Here is a 21,990-nt window from a genome sequence, read left to right as displayed (position 1 = left end):
CACATCAGACGTCACGAGTCGGCGTTTCCGAGCGCCATACGGATCAGGTGTTCGGTGTCCATCGCGTCGATATCGTCGATCGCGTCGGCTCGGCCGTCTTCCTCGGGCGCGGGGTCCGCGCCACCCGAACCGGCCAGGTCCATCAGGAGATCCAGCACACCGGCCTCGCGGAAGCGAGCCAGCGGGACCGCCGCGAGGGCGGCGCGGATACGCGCCTCCTCGGGGTCGGCGCCGGTGTCGGTGCCCTCGCCGTCCGGGACCAGCTGGGCCCGCAGGTATCCGGTGATTGCGAGCGGCGTCGGATAGTCGAAGACGAGAGTGGCGGGCAGCCGCAGGCCGGTCTCCCCGTTGAGACGGTTGCGCAGTTCGACCGCCGTCAGCGAGTCGAAGCCCAACTCCTTGAAGGCGCGGCCCGGTTCGAGGCCTCCACCCCCACCGGCGCCCCCGCTGCCGCTGTGTCCGAGGACCGCCGCGACATGGGTGCGCACGGCCTCGAGCAACAACGCGTCCTGTTCCTCACCGCTGAGGCCGGCGAGCCGGTCGGCGAACGCCGCCCCGCCACCGGAGGGGCCGCCGCCCGCCGCCGTGCGCCGGCCGGGCCCACGCCGCAGCCCGCGCAGCAACGCCTCGTCCGAACCGCCCTCATGCGCGAGCAACTTGATGAGATCCAGGCGGACCGGGGCGACCACGGGCCGACCGGACTCGCGGGCCACGTCGAACAGCGACATGCCGAGCTCCGAGGAGATCGGCAGCATGCCGCCGCGCTCCATGCGCTGCACGTCGGCTGCCGTGAGGTGCCCGGTGATGCCACTGCGCGCACCCCAGAAGCCCCACTGGAGGGAGGTGGCGGCGAGGCCGCAGGACCGCCGGTGCTGCGCCAGGGCGTCGAGGAAGGAGTTGCCCGCCACGTAGTTGGCCTGGCCCGCCTCGCCGAAGAGACTGGCGGCGGAGGAGAAGAGGACGAAGGCCGACAGGTCCAGGTCCCTCGTCAGCTCGTGGAGGTTGAGTACGGCGTCGATCTTCGGTCGCAGTACCCGGCCGAGCCGCTCAGGCGTGAGCGAACCGACCGTGGCGTCGTCGATCACTCCGGCGGTGTGCACGACCGCGGTGAGCGGATGTTCGGCCGGCACGGACTTCACCAGGGTGGTCAGCGCCGAGAAGTCCGTCACGTCACAGGAGGCGATCTCCACCTGCGCGCCGAGTCCCGTGAGCTCGGCCGCCAACTCCGGTGCGCCCTCGGCGTCGAGGCCGCGGCGGCTGGTCAGCAGGAGATGACGCACGCCGTGTTCGGTCACCAGGTGACGCGCCACCAGCGCTCCGAGCGTGCCGGTACCGCCGGTGATCAGCGCGGTGCCGTCCCGGTCCAGTCCGACAGGGGCTGCCGTGGGCACCCCGGCGACGGGAACGCGGGCGAGGCGCCGCGCGGACACCTGGCCTCCCCGTACGGCCAGTTCGGGCTCACCGGAGGCGAGGGCATCGGCGAGCAGCTCGGCGGTGAGTTCGTCACTCCGCACGTCCAGGAGCACGATCCGGTCCGGGTTCTCGGTCTGCGCCGAGCGGATCAGCCCCCATACGGCGGCGTTCTCCAGGTCCGGCACGTCCTCGTCGGGGTCGGTGGCAGCCGCTCCCTGGGTCACGACCACGAGACGCGAGTCGGCGAACCGCTCGTCGGCCAGCCACTCCTGGGCCAGGCCGAGCGTCCGGTACAGCGCCGAGTGCGCCGCCTGCGCGAGGCCCTGCGCGAGGTCCTGCGCGCCACCCAGTTCCGCCCCGCCGCTCGTTTCGGGCGTGGAACTCAGGGGCGCGAACACCACGCGCGGTACGGACCGCTCCCGGGCCAGCTCGCTCAGATCCGCGTACCAGGCCGCACCGTCGAAGGGCAACCCCAGGGAGTCACCCCCGAGCACAGCCCACCCGGCGGCGGCGTCCGGCGCGAAGGCGCCGGAGGTGCCGAGCGCCAGTGGTGCCCACTCGGAGTGGAACAGCGCCTCATGGAACCCGGCGCGGCCCGCGGAGATCGCCTCGCCCGTCACCGGCTGCCGCTCCAGCGCGGCGATCGTCGCCACGGGTGATCCGGTGCGATCCGCGATCTGCACGGCAAGGTGCTCGGTGATGCGTACGCGCAGCAGGGAAGCGCCCGTCGCGTGGAGCGAGACGCCGCTCCACGTGGTCGGCAGGGAGACCCGGCCGTCGTCAGTCGCCTCAGTCGCGTTGGTCGCGTCGAGCGTGTCGAGGTGCAGCGTGTGCAGCGCGGCGTCGAGGAGCGCGGGGTGGATCCCGAAGCCGTCGGTCGCGGTTCCCTCGGGAAGCGCGATCTCGGCGTACGTGTCGTTACCGAGCCGCCAGGCATTGCGCAGGCCCCGGAAAACCGGTCCGTAGTCGGCGCCGATATGCGTCAAGTCGTCGTACAGACCGTCGAGTCCGACCTCCGTGGAGCCCTTGGGCGGCCACACCGAGAGGTCGAAGTCGCTGTCGGCGGTGCCGTTCGCGAGCACTCCGTCGGCGTGCCGGGTCCACGGAGCCCGCGCGTCGGCGTCGTCCGGCCGCGAGTAGATCACCACACGTCGGCGACCGCTTTCGTCGGCGGCCTCCACGGTCACGCGGACAGCGCTGCCGCCGCGCTGGGGGAGCACGAGCGGGGTCTGAACCGTCAGCTCCGCCAGGCTGCCGCAGCCGGCTTCGTCGCCGGCGTGGATCGCCAGCTCGACGAGGACGGACCCGGGCACCAACACCGACCCGAGGACCACGTGGTCGGCCAGCCAGGGGTGCGACTGGAGTGAAAGCCGGCCGGTGAGGACGGTCGTGTCCGACTCCGGAAGGGCGATGGTGGCACCGAGCAACGGGTGCCCGGCGGGCGCCTGGCCGAGCCCTGTGGCATCACCGAGGGGAGAGAGCGCTTCGAGCCAGTAGCGGTCGTGTTGGAAGGCGTAGGTGGGGAGGTCGATGCGGTGGGGGGCGTGGCCCTCGTATACGCCGTTCCAGTCGAGTTCGGCGCCGTGGGTGTGGGCGTGGGCGATGGCCTGGGTGAGGGTTTCCGTTTCGGGGCGGTTTTTGCGGAGTACGGGGGTGAAGAGTGTGTCTTCGGGGGCTTCGGTGAGGGTTTGTTGGGCCATGGCGGAGAGGGTTCCGTCGGGGCCCAACTCGACGAACGTCGTGACGCCTTGGTCGGCCAGGTATGTGATGCCGTCGGCGTAACGGACTGCCTGGCGGACGTGGCGGACCCAGTAGTCGGCGGTGCAGAGGTCTGCAGTGTCGGCGAGCTGACCGGTGAGGTTGGAGACGATCGAGATGCTCGGGATGCCGTAGTCGATCCCGGCTGCGATGGTGTGGAATTCGTCCAGCATGGGTTCCATGCGGGGGGAGTGGAAGGCGTGGCTGACCCGCAGCTGGTGGACCTTGCGGCCCTGCTGACGCCAGTGCTCCATGATCTCGACCACGGCCGTCTCGTCGCCGGAAATGACTACGGAGGAGGGTCCGTTGATGGCGGCAATGGCGATCTCGTGCTCGCGGCCTTCGATCGTCGCAAGGACTTCTGCCTCGGTGGCCTGGATCGCGGCCATGGCCCCACCGGCAGGCAGTGCCTGCATCAGCCGTCCCCGCGCGGCGACCAGCCTGGTCGCGTCATCAAGCCCGAAAACCCCGGCCACGTGCGCGGCGGCAAGCTCGCCCACCGAGTGACCGACGAGGAAGTCAGGGGTCAGCCCCCACGCCTCGACCAGCCGGAAGAGCGCGACCTCGATCGCGAACAGCGCCGCCTGCGTGAACACCGTCTGGTCGATGAGCCCGGCATCCGCGCTGGCGCCCGTACCGAAGACGACATCCTTCAGCGGCTGCTCAAGGTGTCCGTCGAAGCGTGCACACACCTCATCGAAGGCAGCGGCGAACACCGGATAGGCCTCGTACAGCTCGCGGCCCATCCCGACCCGCTGGCTGCCCTGCCCCGTGAACAGGAACGCGACCCGGCCACGGCTGACGCTGCCCGAGGTCACCGCCCCTGACACGTCCCCGGCCGCCAACGCAGCGACACCCGCCAGGAGTTCGTTCCGATCGGCCCCGGTGATGACGGCCCGGTGTTCGAAGCGTGCCCGGGCGACGGCGAGGGAGTAGCCCACATCGGCCGGACGCAGGTCGGAGTTCTCCCGCAGGAAGGCCGCGAGCCGCTCGGCCTGTGCCCGCAGCGCACCCTCGGTCTTGCCGGAGAGCACCCACGGCACGACCCCACCGTCCGCCGGAGCCTCTGTCACCGGCTCGGCGTCGACGGTCGGTGCCTGCTCCAGGATGACGTGGGCGTTCGTACCGCCGATGCCGAAGGACGAGACGCCTGCCCGGCGCGGGTGGTCGGCCTCCGGCCAGTCCCGTGCCTCGGTCAGTAGCCGGACATCGCCCGCCGACCAGTCCACCTCCGCCGACGGCTCGTCGACGTGCAGGGTCTTGGGCAGCAGCCCCTCCCGCATCGCCATGACCATCTTGATGATGCCCGCCACGCCCGAAGCAGCCTGGCTGTGGCCGATGTTGGACTTGATCGAGCCGAGCCAGAGCGGTTCCCCGCCCTCGCGGCCCTGGCCGTACGTGGCCAGCAGTGCCTGCGCCTCGATCGGGTCGCCCAACCGCGTACCGGTGCCGTGCGCCTCCACGGCGTCCACGTCCGTCGGCGTCAGCCTCGCGTTGGCGAGTGCCTGGCGGATGACGCGCTGCTGGGACGGGCCGTTCGGGGCGGTCAGACCGTTCGACGCGCCGTCCTGGTTGACGGCTGTGCCGCGCACCAGCGCGAGAACGGTGTGGCCGTTGCTGCGTGCCTCCGACAGCCGCTCGACCAGCAGCATGCCCACGCCTTCCGCCCAGCCGGTGCCGTCCGCGGCCGCCGCGAAGGCCTTGCAGCGGCCGTCGGGTGCGAGCCCGCGCTGCCGCGAGAAGTCGACGAACGTGTCCGGGCTGGCCATGACGGTGACGCCGCCGACCAGTGCAAGCGAGCACTCACGCTGGCGCAGCGACTGCACGGCCAGGTGCAGGGCGACGAGCGAGGACGAGCACGCCGTGTCCACGGAGACGGCGGGGCCTTCGAGGCCGAGCACGTACGAGACACGACCCGAGGCGACGCTGCCCGAGTTGCCGGTGCCGAGGTAGCCCTCGACGCCTTCCGGGGCGGAGTCGCGGCCCGAGTAGTAGTCGGAGCTCATGACACCGGCGAAGACACCGGTCTGGCTGCCGCGTATGGCCGCCGGGTCGATCCCGGCCCGCTCGAGCGCCTCCCAGGAGGCTTCGAGGAGCAGCCGCTGCTGCGGGTCCATCGCCAGCGCCTCGCGCGGCGAGATCCCGAAGAACGCGGGATCGAAGTCACCGGCGCTCTCCAGGAAGCCGCCGACGCGGGCGTACGTGGTGCCGACGCGGTCGGGGTCGGAGTCGAAGAGGGCGTCGAGGTCCCAGCCGCGGTCGGCCGGGAAGTCCGTCAGGCCCTCCTCGCCCGCGAGCAGCAGCCGCCACAGCGCCTCGGACGACGTGGCCCCACCGGGATAGCGGCAGGCGACGCCCACGATCGCGATCGGGTCGTCGTCCGTCGCCGCGACGGTGTCGGTCGGCACGGCGACGGCGAGTGCCGCCCCGTCCCCCTGTCCGAGAACCTCACTGCCTATGTACTCGACGAGTGCGGCGGGCGTCGGGTAGTCGAAGACCAGGGTCGCGGGGAGCCGGAGGCCGGTCTCGCCGCCCAGGCGGTTGCGCAGTTCGACGGCGGTGAGGGAGTCGAAGCCCAGCTCCTTGAAGGCCCGGCCGGGTTCGACCGCGCTCGCGCCGCCGTGACCGAGAACGGCGGCCACGTGGGTGCGTACGAGGTCCAGCAGCGCGTTGTCCTGCTCGGCGCGGGACAGACCGGACAGGCGCTGCGCCAGACCCGATCCGGCGGCCACGGCCCCGGTCCGGACCGTGCGCCGCGCGGGAGCGCCGACGAGCTGGTGGAGAAGCGCCGGGACGGTGCTGCCCTGCGTCCGTAGTGCGGCGAGGTCCAGCGGGATCGGGACCAGCGCCGGCTCCGTGCCGCGGACCGCGGCGTCGAACATCGCGAGCCCCGCATCCGTGGCGAGCGGCACGGTTCCCGCACGCCTCATGCGCTCGATGTCGGCGGCGGAGAGGTGCCCGGTGATCCCGCTGCGCTGCTCCCAGAACCCCCAGGCCAGGGAGGTGGCGGGCAGTCCCTGGGCGCGGCGGTGTGAGGCCAGGGCATCCAGGAAGGTGTTGGCGGCCGAGTAGTTGCCCTGCCCGGCCTCGCCGAACACGCCGGCCGCGGAGGAGAAGAGGACGAAGGCGGACAGGTCCAGGTCCTTCGTCAGCTCGTGCAGATGGAAGGCGGCGTCCGCCTTGGGGCGCAGGACCGCGTCGAGTCGCTCCGGGGTGAGGGAGTCGATGACCCCGTCGTCGAGGACACCGGCGGTGTGGATGACGGCCGTGAGGGGCTGCTCGGCGGGGATGCCGGCGATGAGGGCCGCCAGAGCCTCGCGGTCCGAGGCGTCGCAGGCTGCGATGGTGACGGTGGTGGCGCCGAGGGCGCCGAGTTCGCGGGCCAGTTCGTCGGCGCCTTCGGCCGCACGGCCTCGGCGGCTGGTGAGCACCAGGTGACGTATGCCGTGCTCGGTGACGAGGTGGCGGGCGAACAGCGCGCCGAGCGACCCGGTACCACCGGTGATCAGGGCCGTGCCCCGGTCGTCGATGCCGGTGCCCGGCTCTGCTCCCCCGGTGGAGAAGCGGGCCAGGCGCGGTACGAGAGCCCTGCCCTGACGCAGCGCCACCTGCTCCTCGGTCGTGGCGGCGACAGCCGCAAGGAGTGCGGCCCCGTGGGCCGTCGGCATCGCACCGGCGGCGCCGGTACGGGCGGGGGCAGGGTCGGGGGCGGGGGCGTGCGTGTCCAGGTCGAGGAGGCCGAACCTCCCCGGGTTCTCCGCCTGCGCCGACCGTACGAGGCCCCAGACGGGGGCGTTCACGAGGTCCTCGACCCCGCCATCCGCACCCGTCGCAACCGCGCCTCGGGTCACGAAGACCAGGCGGGACCCGGCGAAGCGGTTCTCCGCCAGCCAGCTCTGGACGAGCTCCAGGACGCGATGCGCGGCCGAGCGGACGGCAGCCGCGATGTCCGTCTCGAAGTGGCCGTCGGTCTCGGCGCCGGCGTCGGGGTCCGGGTCGGTGTCCGTGCCTGCGTCCATGGCCGTCGCCGTGGCGGTGAGGGGGACGAACACCACGGCAGGTACGACGTCCGCCTGAGCCAGCTCGGCCAGGTCGGCGCACAGGGTCGCGCCGGTCAGACCGAGGGAGTCGCCCCCGACCACGGCCGACGTGGTACTCGCGCCCGTCGCAGGAATTGCCGTCTCCGGCCATTGCACGTGGAAGAGGGAGTTGTGGAAGGGGTGGTGGGTGGTGGTGAGTTCGTCGGTGGTGGGGCGGCGCCAGGTGATGGTTCGTGCGGTGAGTACGGGGGCGCCTGTGTCGTCGGTGGCGGTGATGGAGCTGTTGGTGGGGGTGAGCTTGACGCGCAGGGTGGTGGCGCCGGTGGCGTGGAGGGTGACGTTGTTCCAGGTGGCGGTGGTGCGTGGCTGCTTGTGGGGGTTCAGTGGCAGGGCGTGGAGGGCGGCGTCGAGGAGTGCGGGGTGCAGTCCGTAACCGTTGGTGGTGGTGCCCTCGGGGAGTGCGACTTCGGCGTATACGTCCTCGCCGAGTCGCCAGGCGGCGCGCAGGCCTTGGAAGGCGGGGCCGTAGGCCAGCTCGGCATGTGCGAGGTGTTCGTGGACCCTGTCGACGTCGATCGGAGCGGCACCCTGCGGCGGCCACACCGACAGATCGAGAGACTCTCCCTCGGCCATGGCGGACAGCAGGCCGTCCGCATTGAGTACCCATGCCTCGTCCGGCTCCGCCTCCTCGGGCCGGGAGAAGATCCGCACCGGGCAGAACCCGTTCTCGTCGGCCTCCTGCACGGTCACACGCAGCGCGACGCCGCCGCGCTGGGGAAGGACCAGCGGAGCCTGGAGCGTCAGGGTGTCGATCGTGCCGTGCCCGACCTGGTCACCGGCGTGGATCGCGAGCTCGACCAGCGCCGTGCCCGGCACCACTGCCGTGCCCATGACGGCGTGGTCGGCCAGCCACGGGTGAGACTGCAGGGAGAGTCGGCCGGTGAGGATGGTCGTGTCCGAGTCGGGGAGAGCAATGGTGGCGCCGAGCAGCGGGTGCTCGGTGGTACCGAGCCCGAGGCTGGTGGCATCGCCGGACGAGGCCGCCACTTGCAGCCAGTAGTGCTGGTGTTGGAAGGCGTAGGTGGGGAGGTCGACGCGGTGTGCGTCGTGGCCTGCGTATACGCCGTCCCAGTTGAGTTCGGCGCCGTGGACGTGCGCGTGGGCGATGGCGGAGGTGAGGGTTTCGGCTTCGGGGCGGTTTTTGCGGAGTACGGGGGTGAAGAGTGTGTCTTCGGGGGCTTCGGTGAGGGTTTGTTGGGCCATGGCGGAGAGGGTTCCGTCGGGGCCGAGTTCGATGAAGGTGGTGACGCCTTGTTCGGCGAGGTGGGTGATGCCGTCGGCGTAGCGGACTGCGTTGCGGACGTGGCGGACCCAGTAGTCGGGCGAGGAGAGGTCTTGGGTGTCGGCGAGCTGGCCGGTGAGGTTGGAGACGATCGAGATGCTCGGGGTCCCGTAGTCGATTCCGGCTGCGATGGTGCGGAATTCGTCGAGCATGGGTTCCATGCGGGGTGAGTGGAAGGCGTGGCTGACGCGGAGTTGGTGGACCTTGCGGCCCTGCTGGCGCCAGTGCTCCAGGACTTCGACCACGGCCGTCTCGTCGCCGGAAATGACTACGGAGGAGGGTCCGTTGATGGCGGCGATGGCGATCTCGTGGTCGCGGCCTTCGATCGTCGCAAGGATTTCGGCTTCGGTGGCTTGGATGGCGGCCATGGCCCCACCGGCAGGCAGTGCCTGCATGAGTCGTCCGCGTGCGGCGACCAGCGTGGTCGCGTCATCGAGCCCGAAGACCCCGGCTACGTGTGCGGCGGCAAGCTCGCCGACCGAGTGGCCGACGAGGAAGTCGGGGGCGAGCCCCCATGCCTCGACGAGTCGGAAGAGTGCGACCTCGATCGCGAAGAGTGCGGCCTGTGTGAACACCGTCTGGTCGATCAGACCAGAGCCGTCGGCATCCGCGCTGGCGCCCGTACCGAAGACGACGTCCTTCAACGGACGCTCAAGATGCCCATCGAAGCGTGCACACACCTCATCGAAGGCAGCGGCGAACACCGGATACGTCTCGTACAGCTCGCGACCCATCCCAACCCGCTGGCTGCCCTGACCAGTGAACAGGAACGCAACCCGGCCGCTGTTCACGCTGCCTGAGGTCACCGCCCCTGACACGTCTCCGGTCGCCAACGCAGCGACACCCGCCAGGAGTTCACCCTGGTCGGCCCCGGTGATGACGGCTCGGTGCTCGAAGCGTGCTCGGGCGACGGCGAGGGAGTAGCCCACATCGGCCGGACGCAGGTCGGAGTTCTCCCGTACGAAGGCCGCGAGCCGCTCGGCCTGTGCCCGCAGCGCGTCCTCGGTCTTGCCGGAGAGCACCCACGGAACGACGACCCCACCATCCACCGGAGCCCCGGTGACCGGCTCGGTGTCTACGGTCGGCGCCTGCTCGATGATCGTGTGCGCGTTCGTGCCGCTCAGGCCGAACGACGAGATGCCTGCCCGGCGCGGGTGCCCGGTCTCCGGCCACTGCCGCGCCTCGGTCAGGAGGGACACCGCCCCTGCCGACCAGTCGACCTCGGGCGACGGCTGATCCACGTGAAGGGTTCGCGGGAGGACACCCTCCCGTATGGCCATGACCATCTTGATGACACCGGCGACGCCGGCGGCTGCCTGGGTGTGGCCGATGTTGGACTTGATGGAGCCGAGCCAGAGGGGCTCCCCGCCCTCGCGGCCCTCGCTGCCCTCGCGGTCCTGGCCGTAGGTGGCCAGTAGTGCCTGGGCTTCGATCGGGTCGCCCAGTCGCGTACCTGTGCCGTGTGCCTCGACCACGTCCACGTCGCCCGGTGCCAGGCCCGCGCCCGCCAGGGCCTGGCGGATGACGCGCTGCTGGGAGGGACCGTTCGGAGCGGTGAGGCCGTTGGAGGCGCCGTCCTGGTTGATGGCGGAACCGCGGACCACTGCCAGCACTTGGTGGCCCTTGCGCCGTGCGTCCGACAGCTTCTCGACGAGCAGCATGCCCACGCCCTCGGCCCACGCGGTGCCGTCGGCGGCGCCGGCGAAGGCCTTGCAGCGGCCGTCGGGGGCGAGGCCGCGCTGCCGCGAGAAGTCGACGAACGTGTCCGGTCCCGCCATCACGGTGACACCGCTGACCAGGGCCAGCGAGCAGTCACCCTGGCGGAGCGACTGCACGGCCAGGTGCAGGGCGACGAGCGAGGACGAGCACGCGGTGTCCACGGAGACGGCGGGGCCTTCGAGGCCGAGTGCGTACGAGATGCGTCCGGAGGCCACGCTTCCGGACGTGCCGGTGCTGAGGTAGCCCTCCAGATCCTCGGGGACCGACTGGAGACCGGGGAAGTAGTCGGTGGCCATCACGCCGGCGAAGACGCCGGTCTGGCTGCCGCGTACCGAATCGGGGTCGATGCCCGCACGCTCGAAGGCCTCCCAGGCCGCCTCCAGCATCAGGCGCTGCTGGGGGTCCGTGGCGAGCGCCTCGCGCGGCGAGATCCCGAAGAACGCGGGATCGAAGTCGCCCGCCCGCTCCAGGAACCCACCGACCTGGACGTAGGTCGTGCCCGTCTTCGCCGGGTCCGGGTCATACAGGCTCTCGACGTCCCAGCCGCGGTCCGTGGGGAACGGCGAGAGCCCTTCACGCCCGTCGATCAGGAGCTGCCACAGCTCCTCCGGTGAGGACACCCCACCGGGGAAGCGGCAGCTCATGCCCACGATCACGATGGGGTCGTCGTCCGACCCCGCCGAGCCGACCGGGACCGTCGGTGAGGTCACGTCGGTCACGTCGATCCCCGCGGCACCGAGGAGTTCGGTGCGCAGGAAGTCGACGAGTGCGGCGGGCGTCGGGTAGTCGAAGACCAGGGTCGCGGGGAGCCGGAGGCCGGTCTCGCCGCCCAGGCGGTTGCGCAGTTCGACGGCGGTCAGCGAGTCGAAGCCCAGCTCCTTGAAGGCGCGCTTCGGCGCGACGGCGTCCGCGCTGCCGTGGCCCAGAGCGGCTGCGACGTGGGTGCGCACCAGGGCGAGAAGTGCGCTGCTCTGCTCGCCTTCCGGCTGCCCGGCGAGGCGGAGAGCCAGGGACGACGTCTCGGTGTGCGCCGCCTTTCCGCCGGCGACACGGCGGGCCGGAGACCCGGCAAGGCCGCGCAGCAGCGCGGGAAGTGCCGTGCCCTGGCCGCGCAGCGCGACGAGATCCAGCGGCATGGGTACATACAGCGCCTCGTCCGACGACGAGATGACGGTGTCCAAGAGGGACATGCCGAGCTCCGAGGAGATCGGCAGCATGCCGGAGCGCCTGATGCGCTCGATGTCTGCGGCAGAGAGGTGTCCGGTGATGCCGCTGCGCTGCTCCCAGAAGCCCCAGGCGAGGGAGGTCGCGGGGAGGCCGAGTGAGCGGCGGTGGTGGGCGAGGGCGTCGAGGAAGGTGTTGGCGGCCGAGTAGTTGGCCTGACCCGCGTCGCCGAATACACCGGCGGCGGAGGAGAAGAGGACGAACGCGGAGAGGTCGAGGTCCTTGGTGAGTTCGTGGAGGTTGAGGGCGGCGTCGGCCTTGGGGCGCAGGACCGTGTCGAGACGCTCGGGGGTGAGGGCGCTGATGACACCGTCGTCGAGGACGCCGGCCGTGTGGATCACCGCACCGAGGGGCCGCTCAGTGGGGATACCGGACAGGAGGGCCGCGACGGCTTCGCGGTCGGCGGCGTCGCAGGCGGCGATCTCGACTGTGTCCGCGCCGAGTTGGTTCAGTTCGGCGGCCAACTCGGTTGCGCCTTCGGCAGCAAGGCCGCGGCGGCTGGTGAGCAGGAGGTGGCGTGCGCCGTGTTCGGTGACGAGGTGGCGGGCGACGAGGGAGCCGAGGGCGCCGGTGCCGCCGGTGATGAGAACGGTGCCGGACGGGTTCAGTCGGATGTCCGTCTGGTCGGTGCCGGGCGCGGGCACGCGGGCGAGGCGTGGCACGCGTACGCCGCCGTCGCGGAGGGCGGCTTCGGGTTCGTCGGAGGCCAGGAGGGGCCACAGGGTTCCGAGGTCAGGTGCTTCGGTGTCGGTGTCGGTGTCGAGGAGGAGGAAGCGTTCCGGGTTTTCGGACTGGGCGGAACGTATGAGTCCCCAGAGGGGTGCGTTGGCCAGGTCGGTAACGGTGTCGTCGGGGCCGGTGGCGATGGCACCACGGGTGACGAACACCAGTCGGGAGTCGGCGAAGCGGTCTTCGGTCAGCCAGTTCTGGATCAGGTTCAGTGCGTGGTGTGTGGCTTGGTGGGCTGCGGTGGCCGGGTCTGGGCCCTCGTAGGGCGGCAGGGGCGCGATGACGACCTGGGGGATGGTGTCGTCGGTGGCGGCGAGTTCGGTCAGGTTCGTGTACGAGGGTCCGTCGGCGAGGAGGCCCGAGGCGTCGCCGCCGAGTACCGCCCACGTGTCCGGTTCGGCGGGTGCCAGCGTCAGCTCGGGCCAGTCGAGGCGGTAGAGGGAGTTGTGGAAGGGGTGGTGGGCGGTGGTGAGTTCGTCGGGGGTTGTGTGGCGCCAGGTGATGGTGTGTGCGGTGAGGACGGGTGTGCCTGTGTTGTCGGCTGCGTGGAGGGAGCCGTTGGTGGTGGAGAGTTTGATGCGCAGGGTGGTGGCGCCGGTGGCGTGGAGGGATACCTGGTGCCAGGTGGCGGTGGTGCGTGGTTGTTCGTGGGGGTTCAGTGGCAGGGCGTGGAGGGCGGCGTCGAGGAGTGCGGGGTGTAGTGCGTAGCCGTCGGTGGTGGTGCCTTCGGGGAGGGTGATCTCGGCGTAGACGTCGTCGCCGAGTCGCCATGCCGCACGCAGGCCCTGGAAGACCGGCCCGTAGGAGAGTTCAGCCTGGGCGAGGCGCTCATAGACCGCGTCCACGTCGAGGGGCGCGGCATCTTCGGGCGGCCACACCGACAAGTCGAAGTCGGCGACTTGGGCCACTTCGGAGACGCGGCCCGTTGCGTGGCACTGCCATGGCTCGTCGATCGAGGCCTCTTCGGCACGCGAGTAGATCGCGACGGCCCGGTGCCTGTCTTCGTCGGCGTCGTCCACGGTCACGCGGAGGGCGACGCCGCCCTGTGCGGGCAGTACGAGCGGAGCCTGAAGGGTCAATTCCGCCAACGCACCGCAACCGGCTTCGTCGCCGGCCCGAGTCGCCAGCTCCACCAGGAGTGATGCGGGCACCACTGGTACGCCCATCACCACGTGATCCGCGAGCCAGTCGTGGGACTGCAGCGAGAGACGGCCGGTCAGCAGGATGGTTCCCGTCGCGGGCAGCGCGACCGCAGCGCCGAGCAGCGGGTGCGTGACCGACGCCAGCCCGGCAGGGACAAGGCTGCCGGTGGGGGCGGTGGCACGGAGCCAGTAGTGCTGGTGTTGGAAGGCGTAGGTGGGGAGGTCGACGCGGTGGGCGCCCCGGCCCTCGTATACGCCGTCCCAGTTGAGTTCCGCGCCGTGGGTGTGGGCGTGGGCGATGGCGGAGGTGAGGGTTTCGGCTTCGGGGCGGTTCTTGCGGAGTACGGGGCTGAAGAGTGTGTCTTCGGAGGCGTCGGTGAGGGTTTGCTGGGCCATGGCGGAGAGGGTTCCGTCGGGGCCCAGCTCCAGGAACGTCGTGACGCCTTGCTCGGCCAGGTATGTGATGCCGTCGGCGTAGCGGACTGCCTGGCGGACGTGGCGGACCCAGTAGTCGGGCGAGGAGAGGTCTGCGGTGTCGGCGAGCTGGCCGGTCAGGTTGGAGACGACGGGGATGTTCGGGGCCCCGTAGGTCAGGCGTGCTGCGATGGTGCGGAATTCTTCCAGCATGGGTTCCATGCGGGGTGAGTGGAAGGCGTGGCTGACCCGCAGTTGGTGGACCTTTCGGCCCTGCTGACGCCAGTGCTCCATGATCTCGGCCACGGCCGCCTCGTCGCCGGAAATGACTACGGAGGAGGGTCCGTTGATGGCGGCGATGGCGATCTCGTGCTCGCGGCCTTCGATCGTCGCAAGGACTTCTGCTTCGGTGGCCTGGATCGCGGCCATGGCCCCACCGGCAGGCAGCGCCTGCATGAGTCGTCCGCGTGCGGCGACCAGCGTGGTCGCGTCATCGAGCCCGAAGACCCCGGCTACGTGTGCGGCGGCAAGCTCGCCGACCGAGTGGCCGACGAGGAAGTCGGGGGCGAGCCCCCATGCCTCGACGAGTCGGAAGAGTGCGACCTCGATCGCGAAGAGTGCGGCCTGCGTGAACACCGTCTGGTCGATCAGACCAGAGCCGTCGGCATCCGCGCTGGCACCCGTACCGAAGACGACATCCTTCAACGGCTGCTCAAGGTGCCCGTCGAAGTGCGCGCACACCTCATCGAAGGCAGCGGCGAACACCGGATACGTCTCGTACAGCTCGCGGCCCATCCCGACCCGCTGGCTGCCCTGACCCGTGAACAAGAACGCGACCCGGCCACGGCTGACAGCGCCCGAGGTAACCGCCCCCGACACGTCCCCGGCCGCCAACGCAGCAACACCCGCCAGGAGTTCACCCTGGTCGGCCCCGGTGATGACGGCCCGGTGCTCGAAGCGTGCCCGGGCGACGGCAAGCGAGTAGCCCACATCGGCCGGACGCAGGTCGGAGTTCTCCCGTACGAAGGCCGCGAGCCGCTCGGCCTGTGCCCGCAGCGCACCCTCCGTCTTGCCCGACAGGACCCATGGAACGACGACCCCACCATCCACCGGCGCCCCGGTGACCGGCTCGGAGGTCTCTGCCTCCACCGCCGTGGTCGGCGTCGGCGCCTGTTCCAGAATCACGTGGGCGTTCGTGCCGCTGATGCCGAACGACGAGACGCCCACCCTGCGCGGACGTCCGGTGTCCGGCCACTGCCGCGCCTCGGTCAGCAGGGAGACGGCACCCGCCGACCAGTCGATCTCGGGCGACGGCTCGTCCACATGCAGGGTTTGCGGCAGAACGCCTTCCCGCATCGCGGCGACCATCTTGATGATGCCGGCGGCTCCGGCCGCAGCCTGCGTGTGACCGATGTTGGACTTGACGGAGCCGAGCCAGAGCGGCTCGCGGCCCTCGCGGTCCTGGCCGTAGGTGGCCAGTAGTGCCTGGGCTTCGATCGGGTCGCCCAACCGCGTACCCGTGCCGTGTGCCTCGACCACGTCCACGTCGCCCGGTGCCAGGCCAGCGCCCGCCAGGGCCTGGCGGATGACGCGCTGCTGCGAGGGGCCGTTGGGGGCGGTGAGACCGTTCGACGCGCCGTCCTGGTTCACGGCCGTACCGCGGACGACCGCGAGCACCTTGTGGCCGTTGCGCTCGGCGTCGGAGAGTCGCTCGACGAGCAGCATGCCCACGCCCTCGGCCCAGATCGTGCCGTCGGCGGCGCCGGCGAAGGCCTTGCAGCGGCCGTCGGGTGCGAGGCCGCGCTGGCGCGAGAAGTCGACGAAGGTGTCCGGGGTCGACATGACCGTGACGCCACCTGCGAGCGCCATCGAGCACTCTCCCCGGCGCAACGACTCGACGGCCAGGTGCAGGGCGACGAGCGAGGACGAGCACGCGGTGTCCACGGAGACGGCGGGGCCTTCGAGGCCGAGTGCGTAGGAGATGCGTCCGGACGCCACGCTTCCGGACGTGCCGGTGCTGAGGTAGCCCTCCAGATCCTCGGGGACCGACTGAAGGCCGGGGAAGTAGTCGGTGTTCATGACACCGGCGAAGACACCGGTCTGACTGCCGCGTACGGACGCCGGGTCGATTCCAGCCGCCTCAAGCGACTCCCAGGAGGCTTCGAGGAGCAGCCGCTGCTGCGGGTCCATCGCCAGCGCCTCGCGCGGCGAGATCCCGAAGAACTCGGCGTCGAATTCGGCGGCGGAGACGAATCCGCCCCGGCGGACGTATGTCGTACCGACGTGTGCCGGGTCCGGGTCGTACACGCCCTCGATGTCCCAGCCGCGGTCGGTGGGGAACGTGGAGAGGCCCTCGCCCTTCCCGACGACCATGCGCCAGAGGTCGTCCGGCGAGGCCACGTCACCCGGGAAGCGGCAGGCCATGCCGACGATCGCGATCGGCTCGCCGTCGTTGCGCGGCGCGGTGGCCGGGGTAACGGAGCCGACGGTGGCGGACTGGTCGGCGAACGTCTCGGCGAGGAGGTGCTCCACCAGCGCCGACGGGGTCGGGTAGTCGAACGTGAGGGTCGCGGGCAGGCGGAGCCCGGTGAGAGTGTTCAGGCGGTTGCGCAGCTCGACCGCGGTCAGCGAGTCGAACCCCACTTCCTTGAAGGCCCGCCCCGGCTCGATCGCCCGCGCGTCGCCGTGACCGAGCACGGACGCGACGTGACCGCGTACGAGTTCGAGCAACGTGCTCGTCCGCTCCGCGGGCGACAGCCCGGCCAACCGACGGGCCAGCGCGGACGTGCCGCCGGCCGCAGACGCACCGCTCGCGGCCACACGGCGCGCGGGCATGCCGACGAGCCCGCGCAGCAGCGCCGGGGCAACGGCCGAGGGCGCGCGGAAGGCGGCGAGATCCAGGCTCATGGGCGCTGAGACAGGAGCGCCCGATGTGCGTGCTGTGTCGAGGAGTTGGAGGGCTTGGGTGGTGGGGAGGGGGGTCATGCCGGAGCGGTGGATGCGCTCGATGTCGGCGGTGGTGAGGTGTCCGGTGATGCCGCTGCGTTGTTCCCACAGGCCCCATTGGAGGGAGGTTGCGGGGAGGCCGAGTGAGTGGCGGTGGTGGGCGAGGGCGTCGAGGAAGGTGTTGGCGGCGGCGTAGTTGCCCTGTCCTGGGTCGCCGAAGAGGCCGGCGGATGAGGAGAAGAGGACGAAGGTGGAGAGGTCGAGGTCCTTCGTCAGGTCGTGGAGGTTGACGGCCGCGTCGATCTTGGGGCGGAGAACCGCGTCGAGACGCTCGGGGGTGAGGGCGCTGACGATGCCGTCGTCGAGGACTCCGGCCGTGTGGATGACGGCGGTGAGGGGGCGCGTGTCGTCGATCGAGTCGAGCAGCGTCTGCAGTGCGTCCCGGTCGGCGGCGTCGCATGCGGTGATCTCGACGGTGTTCGCGCCGAGTTGGGTCAGTTCGGCGGCCAACTCGGGTGCGCCTTCGGCAGCAAGGCCGCGGCGGCTGGTGAGCAGCAGGTTGCGTACGCCGTGCTCGGTGACGAGGTGGCGGGCGACGAGTGAGCCCAGAGCTCCGGTGCCGCCGGTGATGAGAACGGTGCCCGAGGGGTCCAGGGCAACGGCGGCAACGGCGACCGGGTCATCCTCGACAACGGGCACGCGGGCGAGGCGTGGCACGCGTACGCCGCCGTCGCGGAGGGCGGCTTCGGGTTCGTCGGAGGCCAGGAGGGGCCACAGGGTTCCGAGGTCAGGTGCTTCGGTGTCGGTGTCGAGGAGGAGGAAGCGTTCCGGGTTTTCGGATTGGGCTGTGCGGACCAGGCCCCAGAGGGGTGCGTTGGCCAGGTCGGTGACGGTGTCGTGGGGGCCGGTGGCGATGGCACCACGGGTGACGAACACCAGTCGGGAGTCGGCGAAGCGGTCTTCGGTCAGCCAGTTCTGGATCAGGTTCAGGGCGTGGTGTGTGGCTTGGTGGGCTGCGGTGGCCGGGTCTGGGCCCTCGTAGGGCGGCAGGGGCGCGATGACGACCTGGGGGATGGTGTCGTCGGTGGCGGCGAGTTCGGTCAGGTTCGTGTACGAGGGTCCGTCGGCGAGGAGGCCCGAGGCGTCGCCGCCGAGCACCGCCCACGTGGCCGGGCTCACCGAAGGGAGAGACAGCTCCGGCCATTGCACGTGGTAGAGGGAGTTGTGGAGGGGGTGGTGGGTGGTGGTGAGTTCGTCGGGGGTTGTTTGGCGCCAGGTGATGGTGTGTGCGGTGAGGACGGGTGTGCCTGTGTTGTCGGCTGCGTGGAGGGAGCCGTTGGTGGTGGAGAGTTTGATGCGCAGGGTGGTGGCGCCGGTGGCGTGGAGGGATACCTGGTGCCAGGTGGCGGTGGTGCGTGGTTGTTCGTGGGGGTTCAGTGGCAGGGCGTGGAGGGCGGCGTCGAGGAGTGCGGGGTGTAGTGCGTAGCCGTCGGTGGTGGTGCCTTCGGGGAGGGTGACTTCGGCGTAGACGTCGTCGCCGAGTCGCCATGCCGCACGCAGGCCCTGGAAGACCGGCCCGTAGGAGAGACCACTGTGTTCCAGGCCGGCGTAGACACCGTCGGCCCCGGCCGGGGTGGCACCCTGCGGCGGCCATGCGGACAGGTCGAACTCCGCGTGCTCGGCGGCCCTCGTCAGCGTGCCGGTCGCGTGCAGCGTCCACAGGCTGCCGGGGGCTGCCTCGTCGGAGCGGGAGAAGAACCGGATCGGGCGGCGGCCCGCGTCGTCGGCGGCGTCCACGGCCAGCCGCAGCACCACCGCGCCCTGTTCGGGCAGGACCAGCGGAGCCTGGAGCGTGAGTTCCTCGACCGTCCCGCAGCCGACCTGGTCACCGGCGTGGACGGCCAGCTCGACCAGTGCCGAGCCCGGTACGACGGGCGAGCCCAGCACCACGTGATCCGCGAGCCACGCGTGCGACTGCAGCGACAGGCGCCCTGTCAGAAGCACCCCGTCCGACTCCGGCAGCGCGACCGCCGCGCTCAGGAGCGGATGCCCCGTCGCCGACTGCCCGAAGCCCGTGGCGTCCCCGGAGCGGGTGGGCGTCTCCAGCCAGTAGTGGCGGCGCTGGAAGGCGTACGTCGGCAGGTCCACGCGCTGCCCGCCGCGGCCCGCGAAGACCCCGTCCCAGTCCAGCTCCGCGCCGTTCACGTGCATGTGGGCGACGGCCGACGTGAAGGCCTCGGCCTCGGGGCGGTCCCTGCGCAGCGCCGGGGCGAAGACCACGTCCTCGGCGTCGGGCAGGGACTCCTGGCCCATCGCCGAGAGGATGCCGTCGGGGCCGAGTTCCACGAAGGAGGTGACGCCCTGCTCGGCGAGGCAGGTGATGCCGTCCCGGAAACGTACGGCCTGACGCACGTGCCGTACCCAGTACTCCGGTGAGCACAGCTCTTCCGCGGTGGCCTGCTCGCCGGTCACGTTGGAGACGATCGGGATACGCGGCGCGGAGTAGGTCATCACACGGGCGTGCCAGCGGAATTCGTCCAGCATGGGTTCCATGCGGGGTGAGTGGAAGGCGTGGCTGACGCGGAGCCGGCGGACCTTGCGGTCCTTCTGACGCCAGTGCTCCAGGACCTCGGCCACGGCCGTCTCGTCGCCGGAAACCACTACGGAGGAGGGTCCGTTGATGGCGGCGATGGCGATCTCGTGCTCGCGGCCTTCGATCGTCGCAAGGACTTCTGCCTCGGTGGCCTGGATGGCGGCCATGGCTCCACCGGCGGGCAGCGCCTGCATGAGCCGTCCCCGCGCGGTCACCAAAATCGCCGCGTCCTCGAGATCGAAGACGCCGGCCACGTGCGCGGCGGCCAGCTCGCCGACCGAGTGGCCGATGAGGAAGTCGGGGGTCAGCCCCCACGCTTCGACCAGCCGGAAGAGTGCGACCTCGATCGCGAACAGCGCGGCCTGCGTGAACACCGTCTGGTCGATCAGACCAGAGCCGTCGGCATCCGCCTGGTCCGCACCGAAGACGATCTCCTTCAACGGCCGCTCAAGATGCAGGTCGAGGTAGGAGCAGACTTCGTCGAAGGCAGCGGCGAACACCGGATACGTCTCGTACAGTTCGCGGCCCATTCCGGCCCGCTGGCTGCCCTGACCCGTGAACAGGAACGCGACCCGGCCACGGCCGGCACTCCCCGCCGTCACCGATCCGGAGACCTCACCGGCGGCGAGGGCCTCCAGCGCGGTCAGCAGCTCCTCGCGGCTCGCGCCCGCGACGACGGCGCGGTGCTCGAAGCGGGCCCGCGCGACGGCGAGGGAGTAACCCACGTCGGCCCGACGCAGGTCGGAGTTCTCCCGTACGAAGGCCGCGAGCCGCCCGGCCTGCGCGCGCAGTGCGTCATCCGTCTTGCCCGAAAGGACCCACGGCACGACCCCGCCGACCACCGGAGCCCCGAGGACCGGCTCGGCTTCGTCGGCGGGCGCCTCCTCCAGGACCACATGCGCGTTCGTGCCGCTCATACCGAACGACGAGACACCGGCCCGGCGCGGCCGCCCTGTCCGCGGCCACGGGCGTGCCTCGGTCAGCAGCGCCACGTTCCCCGCCGACCAGTCCACGTGCGGGGACGGCTCGTCGGCGTGCAGCGTCTGCGGCAGCACGCCCTCCCGCATCGCCAGGACCATCTTGATGACACCGGCGATACCGGCCGCGGCCTGGGTGTGGCCGACGTTCGACTTCAGTGAGCCGAGCCAGAGCGGCTCCCCGCCCTCGCGTTCCTGGCCGTACGTGGCGAGCAGCGCCTGCGCCTCGATCGGGTCGCCGAGCCGTGTACCCGTGCCATGGCCCTCGACGGCGTCGATGTCCGTCGCGGCCAGGCCGGTTCCCGCGAGGGCGCGGCGGATGACGCGCTGCTGGGCGAGACCGCTGGGGGCGGTCAGGCCGTTGGACGCGCCGTCGGAGTTGACGGCGGTGCCGCGCACCACCGCGAGGACCTTGTGGCCGTTGCGCCGGGCCTCCGAGAGCCGCTCCAGGACGACGACGCCGACGCCCTCGCCCCAGCCGGTGCCGTCGGCGTCAGCGGAGTACGCCTTGCAGCGTCCGTCGGCCGAGAGGCCGCGCTGCCGGCTGAAGGCGAGGAACCCGCCGGGACTCGACATGACGGCCGCACCGCCCGCCACGGCGAGCGGGCAGTCGCCGCGGCGCAGGGCCTGGACGGCGAGGTGGAGCGCGACGAGCGAGCCGGAGCAGGCGGTGTCGACGGTGATGGTGGGACCTTCGAAGGCGAAGGTGTAGGCGAGGCGTCCGGAGGCCACGCTGGCGGCGTTGCCGGTCAGCAGGTAGCCCTCGAAACCCTCGGCGGCATCCTGCAGGCGCGGGCCGTACTCCTGGTTCTCGACGCCTACGAACACACCGGTCTGGCTGCCGCGCGCGGTCCGGGGGTCGATGCCCGCGCGTTCGAGGGCCTCCCAGGTGCTCTCCAGCAGGAGCCGCTGCTGCGGGTCCATGCCCAGAGCCTCGCGCGGGCTGATGCCGAAGAAGTCGGCGTCGAACTCACCCGCGTCGTGCAGGAATCCGCCCCGGCGGGTGTAGCTCTTGCCCGCCTCGTCGGGGTCCGGGGAGTACAGGTCGTCGAGGTCCCAACCCCGGCGGGTGGGGAAGTCGGAGATCGCGTCGCCACCCTCGGCGAGGAGCCGCCACAGCTCATCGGGGGTGCTGACGCCGCCGGGGAGGCGCACGGCCATGCCGACGACGGCGATCGGCTCGTCGTCGGCCGCGACGGCGCCCAACGGCTCACCCTCGTCGCCCTGGCCCGCGGCGGCGCCGTACAGGAGACGCTGGAGTTCACGCGCGAGCGCGCGCGGGGTGGGATGGTCGAAGGGCAGGGTGACGGGCACGCGGAGCCCGGTGGCCGCTACGAGCCGGCTGTGGAAGTCGACGGCGGCGAGCGAGTGGAAGCCGAGTTCGAGGAAGGAACTCTCGGGGTCGATACCGTTCGGCACCTCGCGGTCCGCGCTCTTGAGCACGTCCTCGGTCAGACCGGTGACGAAGGCGAGCAGGTGGTGTTCCTGCTCCGGCCCGGTCAGTTCAGCCTGCGAACGGAATTCTCCGGACTGGCCTACCATCGCTCGCTCCACAACTCTGCCGACATGGCTGTTCAAAGAAACCGGACTTCACGCGAGAGTATGTGGACGCCGAGTGGCGGTCACACCCCTACGCACCCCTTGGGGGCATTGCCGATATGGGGGTTGGTGATGTGGTGGCATTCGGCGCCGC

1 protein-coding gene is annotated in these 21,990 nt (G+C 71.1%); it reads right to left on the bottom strand.

Annotated features, from left to right (window positions below; all coding sequences use genetic code 11):
- Window positions 1-11: 11 nt before the first annotated feature.
- Window positions 12-21,839 carry an SDR family NAD(P)-dependent oxidoreductase gene (locus tag ACZ5WE_RS31920; RefSeq protein WP_469157308.1) on the bottom strand — a complete coding sequence of 7,276 codons (21,828 nt, stop codon included), beginning with the start codon at window positions 21,837-21,839 and terminating at the stop codon, window positions 12-14.
- Window positions 21,840-21,990 lie beyond the last annotated feature (151 nt).

The sequence above is a fragment of the Streptomyces sp. NPDC033180 genome (assembly GCF_055577645.1).
Note: the sequence above shows the minus strand (reverse complement) of the source record. Positions and strands in the feature narration are given on the sequence as shown.

What these genes read in the sequence shown, in the direction of transcription:
- ACZ5WE_RS31920 (WP_469157308.1), bottom strand. Translation starts at nt 21,839, where the DNA reads ATGGTAGGCCAGTCCGGAGAATTCCGTTCGCAGGCTGAACTGACCGGG.